Here is a 21930-nt window from a genome sequence, read left to right on the forward strand (position 1 = left end):
AATTCTTACCGGAAAGGGAAGAGGGTTTATCAACCTTTTCCCTTTCCTCATAACTAACCCTTTATCCCTCATAAAAAATGGCCACTGGAATCATAAAAAGTCGCTGACGCATACCTATATACGTGTAACACTTGTCTGGATCGGACAACTTCCAGTTAAAACCGTCACGGACACTCTTCTCAAGTTTTACGCCGAAGCTTTCTACAGGTACTGACAGCTCTATTGAAAGAATTTGGTATATTTATCAAGAAGTAATCGCAAGTTATGAATACGACACCGCCAACCTTCCCCCTTGTAACAGCCCCCGTTGGGAATTGGCCTTTGCGGTGTATCTATACGCATTTACCCGTAATAGCTGGCCAGCTCGTAGCCTTAGGCCCACTTGGTTATATCAGCCTGGCACCGCTTCGGCGGACCGCCGTGGCGCATCATTCGGACGGTCAGCATCATGCGGCAAATGAAGTGGCGTATCTGATTGCTGTGTTCCAGGCGTATGAGCAACGGCAAGGCTGGTTGCCCCAAGCCGAGTCGGTCCTGATTCAGTTAGCGGAAAACCTGCTTGCGGCCCTGCTCCAAACTGTCCCACCAGGACAGACCCGGTATCTTCATCAGTTGTTGCAAGCGACGGACTTGAAACCATGGCTTAAAGCGCTTAACACGTTACCTGCCAATCCCGACGAATAAGGGCGGTTACTTGGCTGATCAGCCGGAGAGGTGACGACGCTAAGCGAGGAATTTAAATGATGACTGACTTATTTATCATGGATGCGACCCATTTATTAATTCTTGAGCGCTTTGATCGCAATGATCGGTCAGAGGGGACTCACTATCTGTTATTCTCAACTCGGACAATGGCTGAGGATTTCGCCAGAAATATTGCAACAGATTTTTATGAATGTGGCCTACTACCAGAAGAAGGAAACTTTGAGACACAACGATTGAAAGGTGATGTTCTCAAATATAAAGACGAATTTACAATAAGTTGGACCATGCAGCCAAAAAGCCTGGGGGCTCCATTGGTGATAGTTACTATTTGTCTGTGCAGCCTGTAAAAGCACATTCACCAGAAATGAGATTTGACTTCTGGAATCAACTATAACCAAACTTTTCACTATCGGACGTCGATTAACTGCCATCGGTAATCAATGGATTAGGACCTCTGTAATCTTTGTTGCCAACGCTATTTAGTGGGGATGAGCGATACGATCGCTCGCAAAATACTAGAGAGACTACTGGGAAGACTTGCGTAGCGCTAGGGGCAAAATAACGCGTTTAAATTTTGAGAATTCTTTAATAGACAGTACCTTTCGCTTATTAATAACGGAAGATGTGCCCGTTGTTATTACAATGGCCATGTTTGTCATTTTTTTGGTTGGATTTCTGGTTGGCACGTATGTAATCGCCCTTATTGCGAAGTTTATTGGGGGAGCCTTAAAGCCTACTCTGCCTTCGCTGGAGGCCCCTGTGCGTAAAGTTGTCGTTCGTCGCCGTACGATTCAGGTAGGGGCCGGGGACGGTTCACGGGATCAGAACGTACTGCCAATTCATATACTCAACCTGCGTCTCAGGCAAAACCCAGGCCTAAGGTGGTTGCCTCAAGCCTAGCCGGATAACCGCGCCGGCAGACCGGACAAACCGCTGCCCTATTGACAACGTAATCGAATAGCCCGCTCGTCGGGTATAAAGTTTTTTTACACGGCCAGGCCAGGAATGGCCCGGCTTTTTTTTACCATGCAACTTTCTCTCGAAGCCCTTCTCGAACAATATCAGGCAATCCAGCAACTGTTACTGGTGAAGCTGCAAGGAAAACGGTTTTCCCATGTACAGCCTTTTTGGGCTGACTCCCAGGCTTCCTTTTACAATAAGCGGGGAGGGCGGCGACCTTTTACCTTCGACAATGTTATTGATCTCTTGCGGGGCTTACACATGGAGGATGAGCTCGCCGTGGTTTTACTACTGGCGGACTGCCGGGCATATCTATGGAAGCAGCTCCAGGCGATGCCTCCCGGTATGATTAAAAGCTTACCCCTCGATGAGCCGCTCATCACCCAGTTGTTGTTGGTTCGTGTTCGGGAAGAAACCAGCTGGGAACTGGCCGATCTGCAGTTTCTACTGCTGGTACTTACCCAGCTGCAGAGCCAGGTTCAATATTTGCTGGATCTGCCATCTAATCTGATCAAGCACCAAAGTAAAGCGTCTATGTAAGGCCTGAGTCCACAAAAAAGCCGCAGGACCGATCCTGCGGCTTTTTTATTGTAAAAGGTTTACTTGGCAGAGGTATAACTAACTTCGACAGTTTGTAAATCACCCGACTGATTTTTAACGTAAAATAAAAGCTTGGGCTGGCCAACCGAATCACAACGAACCGCGATCCAGGGAGACAGATCATTAATTGAAAGCCACTCGCCCTGAGCAGCCAACTGCCTGCCTATTTTAACCGCTACGGGGAGGCTTGAGTCGGTGTTCTGAAAACTGACCCGGTAGGAAGTTGCCGAGAGATAAGGGCTGGGATTGATGAGTAAGCGAAATTCAACGGTATCTTTGGCTTGCACCAGCGCGGGCGTGTTGGTAGTCGACACGCTGAATGGAGTCTGGGTCTGCAAGCCAAGATCATCACTCATGCAGCTTCCCAGCAGAAGGCCAGTCGCCATGACGATAAGGTAAACAAATTTGTTTTTCATGATTTGGCCGGTTAAAACGAGTCAAAGGTGAAACGAAGTCCCAGTTGAGCCTGGGTATGCAGGCGGTTAAGATCACTCACGGCATACCATCGTTCGGTAATCCCACCGATCAACGAGATTCGATCGGTCAAAAATACTTCGGCTTCCAAGCCAACATTTCCTCCAAACGTAAAATGACCCTGGGCACCGATGAAACCAATGGGTAGGTCGTGCTGGTCCTGATTGACAATCTCCAGGCCAGTGAAAATGCCAAGCACGGGGGAGATGTAAAAGGTCCTTCGGTAATCGTGAAGCGATATTGGCGCGTAGTCGATGCCCAGGGTATGCCGCTCGCTGATCACCTGGACTCCCAGTGGTTGGTAAAATTTTCGGTCGTATTGATAGCCAATTTTCCAATAATGTTCCCCGCGGGTGTAGCGAACGAAATCAGTTCGCACCAGACTTCCCTGCTGATTAGCCCGCAGGTTAATTCCCCTTGGGAAGCGGTCCATGATCCCTCCCTGCAGGGAAAAGGCGTACTGACCTTTGCGATGGCGCTGGCCGAAACTGCTGTGGCTCAGTAATTCGAAAACCAGTAGCAGGGCGAATGGAAGAAAACGAAGTAGTCTCATGTGAATTAAAGTTTTCCGGAGTTCATGATGTCCTCGTTATTCATCAAAAAGGTGAGGGCTCTTCCGCCACCCGCTTCATTGATCTGCACTAGAATCCGTTTGTTATCGGGAATGGTGAATTTCTGGAAAGCGAGGACCTGTTCCATTTTCTGGTGTCCCGGTATGACCCGAATGCCATCATTGTGCACGTAGAAAGGAACAATCTCGGTTTCCTGAAACGTCGTTCGTTTCGCGATGGTCTTATCGACGATAAAAAAGCGCATGTAGTCAATATCGTAATTGATGTTTGACTTATTTTTCAATTGTAATTTGACGTACATGACGTTGTCTTTCACGTAAAAGCCACGAATGGTAGCCTCCATCAGATTTTCTGATACGCCTAGGTGACGAATCGTCCGCCGTTTGTGATTCACCTGATCGCAGTTGTACACCACTTCCGAAGCGGAGGCCCGAATCCCCGAGAACTGAATAACGCCATCTTTGGCATTGAGGCCATTAATGAATTCTTCCGAATCTTCCCGCGATCCACCCACGCGGGCGGGGCCCTCCGATCCCATTGTGTTCATGGCCAGGTTGAGCGCTAACAAGGCGGGTTGCTCGTTATAGTTGGCCACGAATGAATAGAATTTTCCATCGGTGGTAATAACGCTAAAATTCGTTTCGTTAAAACCCACTTTACTGGCTTTCACCTTCAATACGTTCTCCACGTCGGACGCTTTGTCGGCAATAATATCGCGCGATCCCAGATCGACGGATTTAATCGGCGTTGGGAAAATAATGGATATCGTCTTGTTATAGGGCAACTCTGTATAATACGATTTGACAACATTATAGTCTCGGATCGGTATGGCGGGTACCCGCAGGGCGTGCGCATTATTATTGACAATGGTCATCTCGGCGAGGGGTGTATCATCAATCTGGCTGGCCGGAACGGCCTGATCATCGGCTTCCGGAACGGGAGAGCGCGCCGACACGGATTTTGTATCCGATCTGGAAGGGGCGGCTATGAATCGTTTTTCGCTCGAGCTTGGCACCACTTTAGGCGTGCCAAGCGAGGGTAACGTATCCGGCTTCACCAGCTTAACGGAAGGCGTTGCCCCGGCCAGAGTTGTTGGCTTTTTGACCGGCGCTGTGGCCGTCGAGGCTGAAGGGCTTGTCAACAGACCCCGGCTGGGCAGAGCAGCCGTGAACGTATGGCGAAACGGGCGTCCAGTAGCGTAGGCTACGGTAGCAGGTTGACCGGGAGCCGAGACAGGCCGGTTAGTTCCTGCTGATTGAGCGGAAGCTCCGTTGGTTACCAACAGGCTGATACTGGTGAAGTAAATCAGGCCAATAGGTCGAAAAAAATAAGCGTTCATAAAAAGTTTGGCGAATAAAGGTTAAACAAGGCTGGCCTTCAGGGACCAGCATCCGGCAGGGTTTACTGTTCCTTAATAATATTTTGAAGCATCTGTAACTGCATTTGCTTTTCGGTTATCGGACTGGAGACCGGCATAATGGGTGGATTGCCTGGTGTACCGACGGAACCAGTACCCCCTTGTTCGGTGCGGTCGACGGTACGCAGCAGTACGAAGTAATTGTTCTTAAGATAGGCCCGCTGCATTTGCGCTTTCCGCGCGAGACCTTGCTTTACCCCCTGGGTAATTTGCTGACCCGCCTGTAGTCCGGCTGATGTCAGAACGGCACTCGGCGACGAATTGACATAAAGCCCACCCCCCAGGCCACCTCCACCACTACTTTGCGCAACCTGCGCGGCCGTCTGTTTGGCCAGATCCAGATTCGTCATGTTTGGCACGTAAAGGCCAGCCATGCCATCCATATCGTACACCTGGATATTGGTTGGAAATAAACGATTCTGATACTGAATGGATCGAATCAATAAATTGATGCGTTGACCAGCGAACTGTCCCATACCATATAAAAGGGTATTGGCGGGTATAACGATACCTCGAATATAAAGCGGTTCGAGCAGACGGATTTTGATGCGCGAGCCCATACTACTGATTTCCTGATCGCCATAAACCATCGCCCGAATGGTGCCTACTTCAGCGTCCAACAACCGCTGCTGGGCTTTACGGGCATCTTCCGTGTACAAACCAAAAAAAGAATTGCGCCCGGTATAGTCACGGCCGGTTAACGAAGTGATCGGAACAGCCATACGCCCCTCCTCGTCGGTAACGACTTTAAGTGCTTTAGTTTTGTCCTGTTCCCGGGCTTCGCGCGTCGCCTTATCCTGTTTATATTCGGTTAATAGCCGTTCCAGCTTCGCCTGCTTGTCGAGTGCCATCTGCAACTTCGCTTTTTTATCAGCTTGTTCTTTAGCCTGCTGGGGCGAGGTGATGGGGGCATCGTCATCGTCGAGACGGCTATCGGATTCCGCCAGCGGAAATGAAGAGGAGCCGCGGCTACCTGATGACCGGTGATTGACAACCTCGGGAAATGCGCCCGCGCTGGACTGACTTCGCCGGGAAGGTCGATTGGTTTCGTAGACAGTTGAATCTAAGTGACTCATTGACCGGCTCGATGGGGTTTTGTAACGGCTTCCGTATACGTATTCTTGTGCGTCCGGAATTCCCTGCATGTTCGATGCCTGTGGATTTTCACCCGGTGTGGAGGCACCCACGGCAGCTTCCGTCTGCAAATCCAGCTTGTTGGCTTTGCTTAAGGACGTATCGGTTTTGGCCGAGGGGACCCGGGTGTTGATTACCGAAGGTGTCTGCTGGGGCGCTTCTTTCTCGGGAGAAGAGGAAACAACCCACAGAAAAGCCCCAACCAGGACTAAAAACACTGGGATACTCCACAGGAATCGTTTGTCCCCGAATAAATCTTTTAGTGATCGTTTTTGCGTTTCCATTGTTGGTTTGAAATAAAGACTAGTTCTTATTCTGTTGAGGGAGCTGGTCCGGACTACGGCGGGTCACGCCTGACCGGGCTTTCAAGTAGTCGGCTTTGTGAGTCGAATCACTGGACAATTCCCGTCGGGTAGTAGATTGACTTACATTGGCTTCCTTGGCCAATTGGCCAAGGGCTGGTACCAAAGCGGAGAGCGGGGGCAGTTGATAAAACAGGTAGAGCAACCGAATGAGCCAGAAAAGTCCAATCAGGCCAAAGAATAGCAGCACTTGCCGGCGACGCTGGCTAACTGACGTTTGGCCTTCCCAGCTTCGGATTCGAAGCGTGATCCACCTGGTTACCCAACTGGTCGCCAGGTGGTAGGAGTTGTTTAGTTTTCCAACCCATGGACTTGACAGCCACCGGGGCTGAGGGGCTAGAGCGGTACCGGGTTCTAACGGATGCCCGTTACGGCGACGTATCGGCTGTCTCATTGGTTACGGGTGATGGTCTGGATATCGGAATTATCCAGCGGGTGAAACCGCTCAATCATAAAGCCATGCGGATTGCGATCGGTCCGCTGAACGTCGATTAGAAACCCTTCTACATCCAGATTACGGTAGGTGACGGTCGATTCCCGAACGAGTAGTTGTTTGCCTTTCGCTCGGAAATAATAGGGGCTTTGCGTCATATTAACCTGAATTGATTCCGGGTCAATCTCAATCTTTTGGTGGACGTTGCCCTGTACCAAGTCTGAATAGTAGCCTTTTTCGGTAAAATCCTTGTGAAGCCTGACGACAGATTCATCGCCCAGGTAGGAAGCTTCTTCAATGGTCTTACGGATCTGCTGATTGTCGGGCTCCAGGTCAAAAAATAACCGTAAGAAAGTACGGACGTGGTCTTTGGCCTCTGCACTCCGGTTTACATTGTGATCCTGAGCCAGCGCCAGCATGATGCTTTTGCCGTTTTCCATAACGTACACCCGGGAACGCGACTTCTCGGTGATATCGAACGCCCACCAGGCAATGCCGCTGGCCAGCAGGAGCGTACCCAAAATGACCGCAAACATGACGGTGCGGATCATCTTGAACGAGGTTTCAATGTTGTGTAATGATCTGAAATGAGGAGCTTCCATAAACTTTTAGTAAGGAATAAGTGAATATTTAAATCTTATTGAGCGTAGGCAGTTTGCTGTTCCATTCGCGGATTCGCTCGAACCCACCCGAAACACTGCGACCTGCACTTCGGGCAACGCCACCGCCAACGCCACCGACGCCACCCAGTACGCCCCCGCCCGCCTTGGCCCCGCCCAGCGTCTTGCTGATGGCTTGGTCGGCTCCGCTGGATTCAACGACCCAACTGGCGGCCATCGGCACTGTCAGGTACGCCACGGTGCCAATGAGGTAAAAGATAACCATGGTAAAATCATCGAGGGTAAAGGTGCTGTCGGTAGAAGCCGCTAATTGTTGCAGATCTTTACGCAGCATCATCACGTGAATGCTTTCCAGCATACCCGATAAAATATTGGTAATAGGAATCCACATCAGCATGTTGATTACCCGGGTACACCAGGCCGCCAGACCGGAATAAAACCATTCGAACGTGGCCAGCCCAAACGTAATGGGACCGGTGATGAGCAAAACCACGATGAAGAAGCTGACTAAAAATTTAAGGCATAAAAAGGCAAATAGGTAGAGTACTTCTCCAAGTGTCGTCATGAGCTGATCGACAACATTCTGGACCGAGTAACTCATCATATCGGCTCCAAATTGGGTGGCGCTATCCGCATCGAACATTGCCTTTAATATCTCCATCCAGCTTTCTTCCCCGTCATGATCTGTATCGATCAGGCCAAGCGTTTTTTGTCGTTTGGCCGCTACGGCTGTCTTTTTCTGCTTGGTTAGATTATCGACCAGCGTTTTTTGGCTGTCGATAAAGGGTTGGGTCATTTCATTAAGCGCTCCGCTTACCGAGGTAACGCCGTTCACAATACCACCATAACTCATCAAACAGATAGCCAGCGCTACCGGGCGAAACAGCGGCACAATGTCGATTTCTTCATTGCGGGCTAAATGACCCCATACCCGCGTGAACACGTAACAAAGCGCGCCTAAACCGCCAATGGCTTGGGCCAGACCAATAAACCAGCTGTATTGCGTAAGCAATTGGCTAACTAAAGTGTCGAGTTGTTGAACAACTGAATCTTGCATGGGAATTGAAAAAAAGGTGATCAGTTGGGCTTATGGCCCGCTTGGGGTACTTATTTTTTGGGTAGTGGCATGTAGGTATCCTTACCGCCCAATGCATCCGTCAATTGCTTACGCTGATCTTTTCGCATACTGCCTTGTATGTGTTGATTGACTTTTTTGTTGATGCCCTGTAGGTTACGCACCCGTTCTCGCATACGGTCGAGTATCGCCCGCTTCATCACCATCCGGTCATAGTGAGAATAAGCCACCATTTCCTTTTCTTCCATGGCATCATTGTCATATTCCTTGTTAGAAATGGCCATAAGTAGTTCCTTATATTTTTTTGCATCATCCATCACGATGGCATCGGAGACAAACGCGTGCCAACCATGCTCTACCTTATTTCCCGGCGCGTTTGGATCGATTTCCGGATAAAGCCACTTCAGTTTACTGTGGGTATCCTCATCTTTGAATCCATCCATGACCACCACGTGTTCGCCCCATAGTTTATCGTGTTCACTTTCCGACAAGTGATCGGCCACCGAATTTTTGAGTTCAGGTAAGCTTTTCCATTTAGCGTTCATCCGGGCGTAATTGACCTTAAAATCCTGATACTTGGTTTTCAATTGCTTATTGAGGGAATTCCTCGACAGGACCTTCACCCGATCGATTGCTTTCGCCAGATTTTCGTCCTTTTTCTTTTGATACGCAGAGATGATCTTCTCTGCCATGGAGCCAATGGGCATCATATCGGCAAACATCTTGACGAGTTCGTCCTTGAGCTTATCAATTAAAATATCGGTCAGCTCAACCTGGTAATCCTGTAAGCCACTCATGATCTCACCGCCTCGTACGCGCAGGATGTTATCGACCTTCGTTTGGACGTCGAGTGAGGAGCCCCAGTCTGTATGAACGTACATCGGATCGGGCAGATCGTTGATCGTGTAGCCCGTCCCCGGCGTTGGATTACTAGGATCATACACCTGAGCGTGAACCGGGGATACCCATAAGGTTAGGAGAAAGAAGCCAAGCCAGAAGTAACCCCGTCTGCTGTTTGGGCCGGAAACGTGTAGTTTTGGAATACGCATGATCGTAGAGAGTTAGCGATGAGGACTGATTTATTTAATTCGACGCACCCGCGGACTACCATCGTTACCACCCGTGTCTGCGGTGCCAATCAGATCATCCAGCGTCGTATCCCGCTGAGCATCTTTCATTCGATAGACGAAGACTGCCTTGACTTTGGCCTTCACCGATTGAGCCCGTTTTTCGCGGTCGAGAATACGCTTATACGCTTCATCCAACGTCCGGATTCGGTCTGCTTCGGCCATGTAAGCCGTGGAGGACGAGTGATTCGTGGCAAACTTGACTTCATTGACGATATCACTCATATCCGATAGTCCACCGATGAGGGCTTGTAACTGGGATTGCTCTCCGGCCGTAAACACCTTATTGCTGGCCATGGAATTGATCTGTTTGATCGTATACTCAACCGCCTGCGCGTGTTCTTTTAAATGCAGCGTTTTATAGTAATCGCCGAAGCCGGCACTTAGCTCGGTATTACCCTTCTGCTCGGCGAAATCGACTTTCAACTGTTGGTAGTCTATCTTCTGTTGTTTTGTGTAAGCATCTTTCATTAACTTTTTGAGGGCCTCGACGCTTCGGATCGGGGAGGCTCCGAGCAAACTCTGCAGTTGGCTCATCAGCCAGCCTTCCAGCGCATCGGTTAATCCCTGAAGAATCTGGTCTTCGTACTCACCAATCAAATTTTCGACCTCCGATTTTACCTTATCGGCATACGTGGTGACCTTTTGACCAACGAACGAACCAAAGCTGCTTGAGCCACTTGTACCATCATCGCCAAGATGCTCGCCGATGGGATCAACACTGGGAACATTTCCCGGGGCCATACTTAGCGAACCTGGTTTGCTTGGGTCATAGGAGGGGGGCCAGGTTGAGGGATCATTGGGGTTGAACAATGGGTCGGTCGAAGGATTCCATGATCCTGTTGTTGAAACGGGGTCCGTCGTTTGGCCAAACGCAGGCCCGTAACCCGAAACCGGGCCCATCAAGACTAGCAGGAGCCCCAGAAGCCCGTGCATGAGTAAGTGTTTCATAGACGATTGGATGTTGTAAACTGATTCGACATAATCGATGCAGTCGGCCAGCTTACCCATGCTGTTCCCGATAGGAGCGGATACCTAAATCGTAATTGCCCCCGTTCTCCGCTACCAGCTTTTTGACGGCCTCTTTTTCACTCTGTTCGGTGGTGAACGCCAGGTATTCTTCGACGGACACTTCCAGTCCATAAACCAGGCTGATTTGACCCGCGAAGCTCACAAAGAACTCTTTGTATTTCCGGGTTGCATTCAGATCGCGATTAACCGAGAGGGCCAGGTTCTTTTCCTGATCGGTCAGTGCCAGGAACTTCTTTACTTCCTCAAACCGGTTTTTGTACTTCTTCTGATCCATCAAAATACGGGTGTCCGCATTGTTGATAATCGAGTCCTTAACGATCTTATTCCCCAGGATATCGTCGATGTCCTGGGTCACAATCCAGGCCTCACCAAAATGCTTACGAACCGTCTTGTACAAGTACTTGATGTATTCAGCCATCTTCTCTTTCATAATGGCTTTCCAGGCTTCCTCAATAAGAATAATTTTACGAATGCCTTTGAGCGTGCGCATTTTCGTAATAAATGTATCCATGATGATGATGGTGACCACCGGAAACAGAATGGCGTTATCTTTGATATTATCGAGCTCAAAGACAATAAAGCGTTCATTGGTCAGGTCAAGATTATCCGCTGAGTTCAGCAGGTAATCATATTCCCCACCCCGGTAGAAGGGTTCCATAACGACAATGAAGGCGTCATAATCAAACATTTTAGCGGTAATCCCCCGGCTATCAAGCGCCTTTTTAAAGTCATCTTTAAGGAACTCAAAGAAGGAGTTGAACGAGGGGAAAATCTCCGGGTTGAGTTCCAGATGGGAAAAGTATCCATTGACGGCTAGTGACAGGGCGGTCTCCTCCAGCCGGCTCAGGTTTTCTTCCTCTTTTTTCCACAGTGAAAGCAGCAATGCCTTGATCGACTCCAATTTTTCAATGTCCGGTCTGGCACGCCCTTCTATGAAAAAGGGATTGAATGTAATGGGCGCTTCCGGTTTATACGTTAGATACTTTCCGCCTAACATCGAGCATAGTCCTTCGTAGGAGTCGCCAACGTCGACAATCACCATATGGGCTCCCTGAATGAAATAAGACCGCAGGAAGTGGTTGGTCAAAAAGCTTTTGCCCGATCCGGAAGGACCCAGAATAAATTTATTCCGGTTAGTGATCCAGCCTCGCTTCATGGGTGCGTCCGAAAAATCAACATACAGCGGTTTGCCTGATAGCCGATCGGTTACCCGGATGCCCATGCTTGAATACGAGTTTGGCGAGACGGACTCTTCGTTTAACAAGCACAGTGCCTGGGGGGTAAATGTCCAGAACTTATCTTCGTCAGGTAAGTCGGCCGCATTGCCTGGAATCCCGGCCCAGAACATGGATAAGCTGTCAGTAGTCGAATTTTCCCGGGGCCGAACCCCCATCTTGGCGATTGCCGCGTTGGTTTTGTTGCGCAGTTGTGGCAGATCCGCTTTATCATTTGTCCACACCAGCAGGTTGTAGTGTGCCCTAACGGGCGGGTAACCGGTGTCGGCCGCGTAATGCAGGTAATCGTTTATTTTGGCCGCATTACTGGCATTGGCTTTTGTGAAGGACGCCAGGGCGGTCATTTGGGTAGCCCGCGCTTCCAGTTGCGGAAAGATTTCGTTACGATCTTCTTTAAAAATATATTGGTTATACACGTGGTTGACCCCCAGCATTAAACTGACGGGAGCAGCAAAGCCCACCGATACCGTTGAATTCTCCGTGGACAGCGCACTCACCGCGTTGTGGGTATACACGGTATCCGGTAAGTCTTCAATATCTGAAAGGGAGAAATATTTAACAATCTTATCGCCGATCATCAGATCCTCTCCGCGACGTATATCACACAGCGGTACCACATCCGCTTCAGCCTCCAGACTCATGTAGCGTTCGAGAATACCCGGCTTATCACCTTTCTGATAGATTTCTTCACCCGCCAGCCGGCGCATGCTCACGTTGCGCGTTGAATTGATGATCGAGACGAACTGTTCGATGGCTGAATAGAACTCTGACAGCTTGATGGGGTCTGAAATCTCCTTAGACAGAAACCGACCGGACACCAGGCTGGTCTGCATGGTTGACACGGCCCGCTTGGATGTTTTCGTTAGGTATAAATAGCAGCGGTGGTTGAGGTAGGGTCTCTCGTGAAAATGCCGGGACGATGCTTTATCCAGAAATGTATTCCGAAACCCTCCTTCCTCTACCCGCGTCGGGTCATAGGTGTCAACCGTGAAAAAGTCCTGTTTATGAAAAATAGAGTGTTCTGGCAAAACCGAGAGCGCCTTACCCCACATTTCATTTAATTCCCGGAAGTCACCCGTTTCAACCCGGAATTCACCTTCCGTGACGTGCGCGGAAAGCGTGTAGATCTCCGGTAAGGTCATTTCATAACAGACGGTAATATCGCCCATCTTAGAAATGATGCAGTCATTCTCAATTGACCGCAGAGGCCAATACTTCATTAAGTCTTCTGTGCGTTGGGCCATGATTTAGTTGCGTTTTAGTTTAAATCGATCCCAGGTTGACGTTTTCACCTCTCGCTTGATCAGCATATCCCGGTAAGGCCGGGTGCTGCGCACCTGAATGACGGTTGGATACCGATTCCGCGCATTGAATTTGGATAGTCCCCGTTCACCATGCTTTTTACTGTAGGAGGCCAGCGTATTGTAGCCTAAAAAAACCATGACGAACATGACGCCATAGGCATACACGGCGGGTACGCCGATGAGCATAGCGATGGTGGCCACCACCATGCCGCCAACCGTGCCACCCGCCAGGTAGATCAAATAATTCATGCCCCTGATTCCGAGTACCTCGGGCGGGCGATCGACACCTTTATTGATTTGATACATAGTGCGTCTTAGCGGAAAAGCAGATCAAAGAAGTAAGGGAAGTACAGGCAGAACAGACAGGCAAATATCCAGGCGAATATGGATCGGTACATGTCCGGATCAGCCATCTGAAATTTGTTATAAACCTTTACCGAGCCGATCATCGCGCAGATCATAGCCACTGTTCTGCCTAGAATCTTCATGGCCTTATAAGCACTTGATATCTGATACGTAGCTTTGGCTACGGCTGTGGGAGGCGCGCCACCCGCCCAGACATCCGAACAAGTCAGTAAGAGCAGGGACAAAAGAACCAGCGGTAAAATCCAAGGCCTAGTCAACATGAGGATACCATTAAGAAGTGAAAGGATGCTTGTTGGAGTCAGCTTTAAACGCCGAACCCCACCGTCAGGCAGGGTTCGGCGATTGTGACCTAGGTAATCGGTGAGCCATATCAACCTGGAGTAAAAACCGCACCCAGTATAACGACGACCAGTCCGGCAAAAATCAAGGCACCGAACCAGGAAGCAGCGGCTTTTCGGGTATCAGGATCACCATTGGACCATTTTCCGTATACCGACGCAGCACCGACCAGACCGATGATCGCCATGACGGTGAACATTAACTTTTGTACCGTTGGCCACATGGCCCGAATGCCCGTATTGGCTTGTTCCAAACCAGCTGCAGCCGTCGCTGTTCCACCCGCCATGGCATACACGCCAATGCTCAGGAGCGCGCAGGTGATTACCAGAGTTCGGGTATTCCACCCTCTTACAAGAAGTTTTTTCATAAGACTATGAAAGGTTTGATTCAATGGAGATAGACCCCCGTCTATCTTGATTCAAAAGTATTGATTCGAAAGTACCCTAAAACAAAAGCCTTTAATTATTTTTTTTTCGGTCACACTTTTAGAAAAAAATTGTGTGTACTCTTAATCAGCTTCTACTGAAGCCGGTTCACTAGCGGGTTCAATTAGTCCAAACTTTCGCCCGATAGCAGCAACATCATCATCATATTCTCCTAAGTGTTCAGGCAAGTGCCGGAATACAGCCGTCAACCGTAGAGCAGCATTTGCATCGTTATTTAGATTGAAGTGGTCAATGGCTCGTATGACCTGACGAACGCGATGCCTGACCTCACGTGTGGGAGCTTTGCGTTTGATCGCTTCCACCACTTCATAACCTAATTCCCCGGTTTTATTTAAGTTAGCGAAATAAGGCAGCGCTTCATGCCGTATCTCAGGTGCTGGTTCCAAGACATCCGATGCATCGAACGTTTGGATTGTTCCAGCCGGTACCAGAATGGATAATTCGTCCATCGTCATAATAAACTCAGTGGCCGGAGCACTTTGTGATTCCTCATCTGGAGTACTCGTTGTCAGCTGCGTATTTAATCCGCCCCCAAATGAGTGCTCATTGTCATTATCGTCATCATCCGCGCCAAAATCATAGTCACCAGCATCATTAGCTGTTTGGTCTTCTAGAGTGGACTGAGCCAAGTTGGAAGGTGTGTCTTGATTGGCTTGCATGGAGCGATGAACCTCATACAGGGCGATCATTTGCTGCTCTATACGCCGGGTGCTTTCTTTTAACACAGCAAACATCGCTTCTATCTGCTCCGAACTTTGAGGCTTGTCAAAGCTATCTGAGGGAAGTTGTGAGGCAATGCTGCCGAAACCAGATAAAGTCAGCTGACCCATTGGCGGCGTGAGCTGGCCACCGGCAACCTCTTGCAAAAGCGATTCGTTAGTATGTTCCTCAAATGATTCGTCCTCAAATGCTTTATGCAGGTATGCATCCGGGTCTGTTCCATTTGACTCGGTAGGATGCGACCTAGGAGTAGCATTGATTGGATTTGTGGATGCTGAAGAATCAGCAGTTGACGTAGCTGATGAGGGTATCTTACTACCTATGCTGACAACCTCACCCAATATGGAATTTGGTTCTGTTTGGGGGATGCCCGGATGGGTTTTTTTCGAATCAGCTAAGTTCGTGGGCATCTCGGATGAAGAGGTAGCTCTACGACCAACGGATAGATTAATATCGATCCGTTCTTTTCCTTTAAAAATTATTTGTAGTAGCCAGATCAGGCCGGTAACGGAAATGATGATAGCTAAAAACCCTAGTAAATTCATTAGCAAAAAGTTTAAAATGTCGATACCGTTTATCCGATCAGCGGTTAATCATCACTTGACTATAAATAGTGGTTTGACAAAACTCACATCGCACTAAATTTAATTAGTAAGGGAGCATACATTATTTTCAGGTCAAGTTGTTTTCAGTCTGTTTAATCAAAGTCAAATTTTTCTGATGTTGAATACGTTGTCGTTCTTGTTGTTCTATGCTGAGTTGCTCAATGTCGGATGCGTACTTTATGAAAAACTCTTTTAAGAGATAGTTTACTAAATTATCCGCAAAATATTTGGGCTGCTCAATCCTTCCGTTAGAGTCAACAATAATTTGAATTAAATCAGCCATTTCTGCTGTAAGACGCACTTTCGATTCTCCTTTTGTAAAGTAGCCCGCTGCAAACCTATTGGGCAACGAATTTATGAGTTTGACAATGGGCAGGGGAGTACTTGAAACCACATCAGTCCTAATGCGGGAACGTTTAGGCGTCATCTGGCGCTGCTCAACAGCTTCTTTATCGACAGACATCGGAGATGCCGTATCCTTTTTGCCAGCATTGTTAACTCGCTTAGGCTCACTAGGGGAATTGTCCAAAATTTTGGACAATTCCTCATTACGTCTGTCTGCCGAATTATTAACGGCAATCGGACCGAAGCTTTGACCTTGGAGTTCAACAGGCGTTGTCGAGCCAGCTTTAACGGGAGAATTTATAGGGGAGTCAAGCAGTTCGGTGAACGATTGATCTTCTACTATGGAAGTCGCTTCACCTCCATGATCGTTTGAAGATGATGCATCATCAGTGCGTTTCTGACGCACTTGTGATAAATAGGTGGCAATACTACCCTTGGGTTCTACTCCAGGCAGAGGCGGTAATGTTACTTTTCCCATACTAACTAATTCATTAAAGCAGTTTTACCTTCTATGCTTAAGAGCATTGTACCAGCTTCATCTACAAATTCACTTATAGATTCAGGCTGCGGAGTTATGGTATTAAGCAGCTGGCTTACTCTAACCGTTTCCAGTAGCATGTACTTAAAAATATAAGGGTTAAACTTGGATTTAAAGTAGTCTTCATAAGCTTGGCGTTCTGCAACTTTATGGTTCCTTTTAATTTTAGTCCATACTACGCTGATGCTCACTTTGGGATTTAGGGATCGAATCATAGACATGGTTTCCATAGCCGCCGTAATAGATTTATACTCAAGTTCAACTGGAACTATTATTAGATCTAATGAATCGATCAAATAATCAATGCCTTCAACATTAAACGTACCTGGAATATCAATTAAAATAAAGTCAAGTTGTTGACTAGTTTTCATGCTTTTCAAGGCTACTGTTGCTTCTTTGACAGTTGCATCAACGACAGGGTAAGGTTTTATCTGGGAATCAACCAGCGTTAAGTTTTCACCTTGTTTTTTGCCCTGTTTTTCTTTTAAGTCTAAGATGTCTTTTGTTCGTGTTCTTGTAAAAGAGTGTTGAGGAAAGTCTGCATCAATTACGGCAACTCCAGCGCCAATAGAATGCAAAAAGGTAGCTGTCAAAATAGATAAGGTGGTTTTACCTGTACCCCCTTTCTGGGACATAAAACTGATTACTTTAGTCATGACTTATTGTATTTATTGATTAAATTAATTTTAAAAACATTTGACTAGAAATTAAGTCTTTAGATGCTACTTATACCGTTAACTATGAATTATTAATTCCAGCAGAAAACATACAAGTTCACGTCCTAGCTACCCTAGCCTCCTAACGCCCTAGCTCCCTAGCCTCCTAGCTATCCTAGCCTCCTAGCTATCCTAGCTCCCTAGCTATCCTAGCCTACTAGCCCCCTAACCTCCTAACTCCCTAGCCCCCTAACCTCCTTGCTATCCTAGCTCCCTAGCTCCCTAGCTCCCTAACCTCCTTGCTATCCTAGCTCCCTAGCCCCCTAACCCCCTAACCTCCTAGCTATTCTAGCTCCCTAGCTATCCTGGCCTCCTAACCTCCTAGCTATCCTACCAGAATGCTGGAATAGACGATTATTGCCTGTTTTAGTCAAAAGTAAACCTAGTCATACCACTCTTATACAAAGCTGTAAAATTATTTTTTTTTCGGTCACTACTTTTTAAGCGGATATATTTTAAGATAAATGAAGACACATTACCTTTGAGATGCGGATCGACTGGTAGCATTTTGTGGTTCAGTCATACGCAATTTTTATAAAAAAAGGGTTTGTTGGCTTTTTCGCCCATCGGGGGCTTTTCTCGCCGGAAAACCCGTTCGCCACGGCGAAAGCAAGATGTGTTTTTCGCGGCAAAAAACTCTTCCTACGGGCGTTTTTACCGCTTCAAACGAATCTTGCTCTGCGAGGCTAAAAAAAGCGGTTTAATAGGGCTTCGTTAACACATTCAGCCCTGACCGCTCACCAAAACCGCCCCGTAATCGAGAATCGATTTTGTCTTAGCAACCAATTCAGTCCTATGAAGTCAGCCAACAAAGGGTCAATCGTAACCGAGAATCCCGGTCGGAAAAAGAGTAATAAAGGCGGGAGACCAACCAAAGAAGTAGCTCTTAAAAAGACGAATCGAATTTACCTCCATCTGACTGACGGGGAAGCCCGGTCATTTCACGAGGCCTGGCAACATCAGCGATTGACTAAGAAAATATCCCGAAATGAGTTTGCCAAACATAGACTTTTTGCTTGGACTATTAATGAGGAATCCTCACGAAAGCTTAGCGTAGAAGAAGAGCCAAAAGCTATAATTGAGCGGCTGGATCAATGTATCAAATTGCTAAACCAATTTGTCATTCAATTACGGGCCATTGGGTTAAATTATAATCAATCCGTCAAACGCCTGAATAATATCTATCTATCCAACGAGGTGCGAGGCGAAATAACACAGCAGCGTGAGCTGTTAATTGACATAACAAAGCTGATTCACTGGAGCGATCAACAGTATAGACAGGCGGATTTATTCAGCGAAAAATTAAACCCCTAACTCATGGTGGCCCGAATAAACACAGGAGCCAATCCGGCTGGTGCCGTGTTGTACAATGAGTATAAAGTAGCTCACGGAGAAGCCCGTTTTTTAGGAGGTTTTAATGCGGTTGCCTATGATCAAGCTAAACTACCGGTCAAGCAAAAAATTAACGAGCTGGAACGTTATGCGCGGGGCAATGAAAACATAAGCAAACCCACATTTCACGTATCATTAGCGTTTCATCCTTCGGAGAAATTTAGTGATCATCAATTAAGTGAAATCGGACAAAATTACATGGACCGATTGGGCTATGGCGAACAGCCCTACTTGATCTATCGACACGAGGATACTCATCATCCCCACATTCACATTGTTTCTGTATCGGTCGATTTCCAAGGAAAAAAAATTTCTGATTCCCATCAACAGCGACGTAGCAATGCCGTCCGTCAGGCTCTGGAAAAAGAATATGGCTTAGTTGAAGCCGAGAAGCAAGGAAAAGAGCTACTGATGAATGGGTTGTTACCCGAACAAATCCTTGGCTATAAAGAACCCGAAGCTAAAAAAGCGATCGGTAACGTGGTGCGTACGGCCCTGACAGATTATAATTTTTCCAATGTGCTGACCTTTTCTGAGTTTCTCCACCAGCACCGGGTACAAATGAATCAGTTAAGTGGCGTGGCAGCTGACGGAAAGCCCTATAAGGGCATTACGTTTCAATTATACAATGGGCCGAACGATCAACGGGGGGAAGCGATTGGCCCGGCCATTAAAGCCAGTCGTTTTGCGTTTGCACCGACTTACGAGCGGCTGGAGCGCAAATTCAAACAGAATGCTACCCGCATCCGTAGTGGCAAAGAAGCTACGCGCCAACGGATTCACAGCAGTCTGGGATCGTACAGCCAACTGAGTGAAGCGGATTTTAGAACTCAGTTACGAAGCGCCGGCATTCAGGTGATCGATACGGGACAGCAGTACATGTACGTCGATCATAAAAGTCGCAATGTATACGGTGAAAATGAACTTGGACCAGCCTATACCCGCTTGGTTCAACGAGCCGCATTTACTGACCGGAGTGTTCGGCTTGACACGCTTCAAAACCGAGTTCGGGCATCCTCCCCAAGCACCACCGATCAACCACCACGAACTAAGCGCTCAGCTGGGTCCGGCGAGCCGATAAAAGGGCAAAGCCAAAAGACGGAGCCAACTTCCCAGGAACTCGCCCTGCGTCGACGTGTTAGTCACTTTTATCAGCAGGTACGGCAGCAAGGTGTTGATGGTAAAAAGCCTTACTTTTTTGAGAGCCAACTCATCCGCCAGTTTCCCCATGAGCTACTGACCGACTTGTTAATAGAGGAGGGGGTTAATCCCCAATCCGCCCGGCAGGCAGTCACTCAATTTGAAGCCTATAAACAAAGTCAATTACCCGAGATCCGGTCAAAAGAAGAGGCCTATTTTAGCCAGACCGCCAATCAATTCGTTTCGCTGGCCAGCGAGCTTCCACTATCGGCTGCCAGTAAACGGGCGTTTCTGTCGGCCGCTGATTTCGTACTTACGGTTGATCAGGGAACACTGACGCACCGGGAAGACGCACAGCTACGTTATGTTATACCCTTGTCTGTTCAAAAACAGCTACAACAGGATCAGGGGCCCTCACTCGCGTTCCGAAGTCGTCTAACTAAACCGGAACGATTGCTGTATGGGGCGTTGGCCAGTGGACAAATGCCCCCCGACCCGATCAGCTTTTACCAGGTATCGGCTGCTCACCTCAAAGCGGCCATCGGCCCGCGATTTGACCATGTCTCAATAGGGCTAAATAAATCTTATGCCAATCAGGTAAGTACTCACCTGAACGACCAAAAACCCCTACTTCCTCAACTTCAGGCCAGAGGTTTTGTCATCGACGCGTTAGCCAGTGGTGCCTATCGAATGGGACACTATTTAACCCGCTCAGACGGATTTACTCCCGTGCCAGATGCATTGGCTCGTCGATTACAGAAAGAGTCCATACCCACACTAGCGGATCAAACCCAAACGTTAAAATCGTCGGCGGGGCGCAGTCTGGTTTCCATGAGCCAGGCAATAGACCTCAACAATACGGCACTGATGCAGGGAGAGCTTGGCCGGTGGCATCGTCAGGCCAATTATTCACCGGGTTCGGGTTCGGTGATGGAGCAAGCCATGAGGGTACAAATTCAGCTACAGGCTCAACTGGAATCAACTGCAGGAAATAATGCAACGCCGGAAGCAAACAAAGCGATCAGCTTACCAACCAAACCAGTAATCCCTCAACCAGTATCCACCGTAAGCCAGGACCTGGTAAGACTTTTACAACAAGCGGATTTAACTGCTCAGCAACGCTACCAGATTACCACGCAACTAGGCTTGATCTGGCAACGAACTGAATCCGGGCAAGTGCGGCTAAAAGAAGGTGAACACTCAACCCATCCCGGCCGGTTCTATACTCTAACCCCTTCCGAACAAACTAACTTTAGCCGTCCCGTTTCTAATGAACTTATAAGCCCCCGTCTCAACGCGGCCGATCAAGCCCTACTACGGGCCATCAGTCAGGGCAACGATTTCTCCCGTCTAACTCGTCAGCAGGTGGCCAGTCTAACGCTGCCAGCCGTAGAAATTATTCTGCCCAAGCCGATGCTGCCAACCTTTCAACGATGGTACAATGAACAACGGGGGAGCCAAGTTTTAAGCGACACCACTCAACAATTCGGCGAACCCGGTACAACTCGGCCTGGTGACGCCCGACGGCATCTATCAGCCTTGTATCAACGGGGATTCTTAATCAAACAGGAAGTTGATTCTACGAACAGACCGGTATTCCGAATGGGGCACTATAAAACGGACCCCGCCAGCTACGTAGCGGTGCCGCCCGAAATTGCTCAGACCTTTAGCCGCCAATTCCCTTCTCAACCGGGAAAGAATGTCTATGTACTCGAAGGGGCCTGGCCAGCGCCCGATTCAGTTGCCGCCCAACGGATGCGGTCATTAGCCAGGGCCGTTGATAGCGACGTTGAACCCGGTAGGCTCAATAAATTGATTGAACGAGTCCATGACCGGTTTCCTCATCTATCCCAAATTCGAGAGCCCCAACTTTTATTGGATCAACTAGTGAGTCAACCACGAGCCAATCGTCAGCCGACCAAGGGCCAAACGTCAGGCTCGCAACCAGCACTCGACAGCTCAAAGCCTTACGCGCTGTCTACTAGTTCATCTTCGCTGAAGCAATCTTCATCCAGTGACAGTTTACAATCTCTGCTGGACCGATTTGAAAACCAGGCTCCCCAGAAAGGACTCTTGGATATACTGGGTGAGTCGGCTAGTGCCATTCGGCCCAAGAAAAAACGAGTTGGCGAGGCTACGCCCGTGAGACGTCGAGGCCGTAGTCATTAACTTTATTTATGATGATTGTGACCGAAAAAAAAATAATTTAATACCCTCTAGAGATATGTGATTGACAAGAGTCAATTTTGAGAAAGCCAGTAACCAAGGTGTAG

22 protein-coding genes are annotated in these 21930 nt (G+C 48.2%); 6 read left to right on the forward strand and 16 right to left on the reverse strand.

The window, feature by feature from the left end; all coding sequences use genetic code 11:
* Nucleotides 1-264: 264 nt before the first annotated feature.
* The 4 genes from NT073_RS04960 (at nucleotide 265) to NT073_RS04975 (ending at nucleotide 2205) form a co-directional block, all read left to right on the forward strand.
* On the forward strand, nucleotides 265-684 hold the full coding sequence (locus NT073_RS04960; protein WP_297369662.1) for a hypothetical protein: 420 nt from the start codon (nucleotides 265-267) through the stop codon (nucleotides 682-684).
* A 56-nt stretch (nucleotides 685-740) separates the two neighbouring features.
* A complete protein-coding gene (locus NT073_RS04965) occupies nucleotides 741-1052 on the forward strand; it encodes a hypothetical protein (protein ID WP_297369664.1) in 312 nt (103 codons plus the stop codon).
* Between the two features lie 277 nt (nucleotides 1053-1329).
* The gene (locus tag NT073_RS04970) at nucleotides 1330-1605 is read left to right on the forward strand and encodes a hypothetical protein (protein ID WP_297369666.1); all 276 of its coding nucleotides are present in this window, start codon (nucleotides 1330-1332) and stop codon (nucleotides 1603-1605) included.
* Nucleotides 1606-1731: 126 nt separating this feature from the next.
* Nucleotides 1732-2205 (forward strand): hypothetical protein, encoded by a 474-nt coding sequence (locus NT073_RS04975; protein WP_297369669.1) that lies wholly within the window; start codon nucleotides 1732-1734, stop codon nucleotides 2203-2205.
* A 59-nt stretch (nucleotides 2206-2264) separates the two neighbouring features.
* On the opposite strand, the gene NT073_RS04980 is transcribed toward NT073_RS04975, so the two are convergent.
* The 16 genes from NT073_RS04980 to NT073_RS05055 form a co-directional block, all read right to left on the reverse strand.
* Nucleotides 2265-2681, reverse strand: coding sequence for a TraQ conjugal transfer family protein (locus NT073_RS04980; protein WP_297369672.1), 417 nt, complete (start codon nucleotides 2679-2681; stop codon nucleotides 2265-2267).
* 11 nt (nucleotides 2682-2692) lie between these two features.
* Nucleotides 2693-3292 carry a conjugal transfer protein TraO gene (locus NT073_RS04985; protein WP_297369675.1) on the reverse strand — a complete coding sequence of 200 codons (600 nt, stop codon included), beginning with the start codon at nucleotides 3290-3292 and terminating at the stop codon, nucleotides 2693-2695.
* A gap of 5 nt (nucleotides 3293-3297) precedes the next feature.
* Entirely contained in the window at nucleotides 3298-4650 is a 1353-nt protein-coding gene (traN, locus tag NT073_RS04990; RefSeq protein WP_297369678.1) for a conjugative transposon protein TraN, read from the reverse strand.
* Between the two features lie 62 nt (nucleotides 4651-4712).
* Nucleotides 4713-6146 carry a conjugative transposon protein TraM gene (gene traM, locus NT073_RS04995; RefSeq protein ID WP_297369681.1) on the reverse strand — a complete coding sequence of 478 codons (1434 nt, stop codon included), beginning with the start codon at nucleotides 6144-6146 and terminating at the stop codon, nucleotides 4713-4715.
* Between the two features lie 19 nt (nucleotides 6147-6165).
* Complete coding sequence (locus NT073_RS05000; protein ID WP_297369684.1) at nucleotides 6166-6618, reverse strand: hypothetical protein; 453 nt, start codon at nucleotides 6616-6618, stop codon at nucleotides 6166-6168.
* Nucleotides 6615-7259, reverse strand: a complete 645-nt coding sequence (traK, locus tag NT073_RS05005) for a conjugative transposon protein TraK (RefSeq protein ID WP_100990270.1) — start codon at nucleotides 7257-7259, stop codon at nucleotides 6615-6617. The genes NT073_RS05000 and traK overlap by 4 nt, the downstream gene beginning before the upstream one ends.
* 28 nt (nucleotides 7260-7287) lie before the next feature.
* Nucleotides 7288-8334: a hypothetical protein gene (locus NT073_RS05010; RefSeq protein ID WP_297369691.1), complete on the reverse strand. Its 1047-nt coding sequence runs from the start codon at nucleotides 8332-8334 to the stop codon at nucleotides 7288-7290.
* A gap of 50 nt (nucleotides 8335-8384) precedes the next feature.
* On the reverse strand, nucleotides 8385-9401 hold the full coding sequence (locus NT073_RS05015) for a hypothetical protein (RefSeq protein WP_297369694.1): 1017 nt from the start codon (nucleotides 9399-9401) through the stop codon (nucleotides 8385-8387).
* Between the two features lie 30 nt (nucleotides 9402-9431).
* On the reverse strand, nucleotides 9432-10430 hold the full coding sequence (locus NT073_RS05020; RefSeq protein ID WP_297369697.1) for a hypothetical protein: 999 nt from the start codon (nucleotides 10428-10430) through the stop codon (nucleotides 9432-9434).
* Between the two features lie 52 nt (nucleotides 10431-10482).
* Nucleotides 10483-12990, reverse strand: a complete 2508-nt coding sequence (locus NT073_RS05025) for a TraG family conjugative transposon ATPase (RefSeq protein ID WP_297369700.1) — start codon at nucleotides 12988-12990, stop codon at nucleotides 10483-10485.
* 3 nt (nucleotides 12991-12993) lie between these two features.
* Nucleotides 12994-13356 (reverse strand): DUF4133 domain-containing protein, encoded by a 363-nt coding sequence (locus tag NT073_RS05030; RefSeq protein ID WP_297369703.1) that lies wholly within the window; start codon nucleotides 13354-13356, stop codon nucleotides 12994-12996.
* An 8-nt stretch (nucleotides 13357-13364) separates the two neighbouring features.
* Nucleotides 13365-13640, reverse strand: a complete 276-nt coding sequence (locus NT073_RS05035; protein ID WP_297369706.1) for a DUF4134 family protein — start codon at nucleotides 13638-13640, stop codon at nucleotides 13365-13367.
* 146 nt (nucleotides 13641-13786) lie between these two features.
* Nucleotides 13787-14122, reverse strand: a complete 336-nt coding sequence (locus NT073_RS05040; protein ID WP_297369708.1) for a DUF4134 family protein — start codon at nucleotides 14120-14122, stop codon at nucleotides 13787-13789.
* Nucleotides 14123-14263: 141 nt separating this feature from the next.
* Nucleotides 14264-15466: a hypothetical protein gene (locus NT073_RS05045; protein WP_297369710.1), complete on the reverse strand. Its 1203-nt coding sequence runs from the start codon at nucleotides 15464-15466 to the stop codon at nucleotides 14264-14266.
* Between the two features lie 127 nt (nucleotides 15467-15593).
* Entirely contained in the window at nucleotides 15594-16349 is a 756-nt protein-coding gene (locus NT073_RS05050) for a hypothetical protein (RefSeq protein ID WP_297369713.1), read from the reverse strand.
* 5 nt (nucleotides 16350-16354) lie between these two features.
* Complete coding sequence (locus NT073_RS05055; RefSeq protein WP_297369716.1) at nucleotides 16355-17065, reverse strand: AAA family ATPase; 711 nt, start codon at nucleotides 17063-17065, stop codon at nucleotides 16355-16357.
* Between the two features lie 855 nt (nucleotides 17066-17920).
* Between NT073_RS05055 and NT073_RS05060 the strand changes: the two genes are divergently transcribed.
* Both NT073_RS05060 and NT073_RS05065 read left to right on the forward strand, forming a co-directional pair.
* The gene (locus NT073_RS05060) at nucleotides 17921-18439 is read left to right on the forward strand and encodes a hypothetical protein (RefSeq protein ID WP_297369719.1); all 519 of its coding nucleotides are present in this window, start codon (nucleotides 17921-17923) and stop codon (nucleotides 18437-18439) included.
* 3 nt (nucleotides 18440-18442) lie between these two features.
* Nucleotides 18443-21826, forward strand: a complete 3384-nt coding sequence (locus NT073_RS05065) for a relaxase/mobilization nuclease domain-containing protein (RefSeq protein WP_297369722.1) — start codon at nucleotides 18443-18445, stop codon at nucleotides 21824-21826.
* Nucleotides 21827-21930 lie beyond the last annotated feature (104 nt).

It is taken from the genome of Spirosoma sp. (genome assembly GCF_026391055.1).
Lineage (GTDB): Bacteria > Bacteroidota > Bacteroidia > Cytophagales > Spirosomataceae > Spirosoma.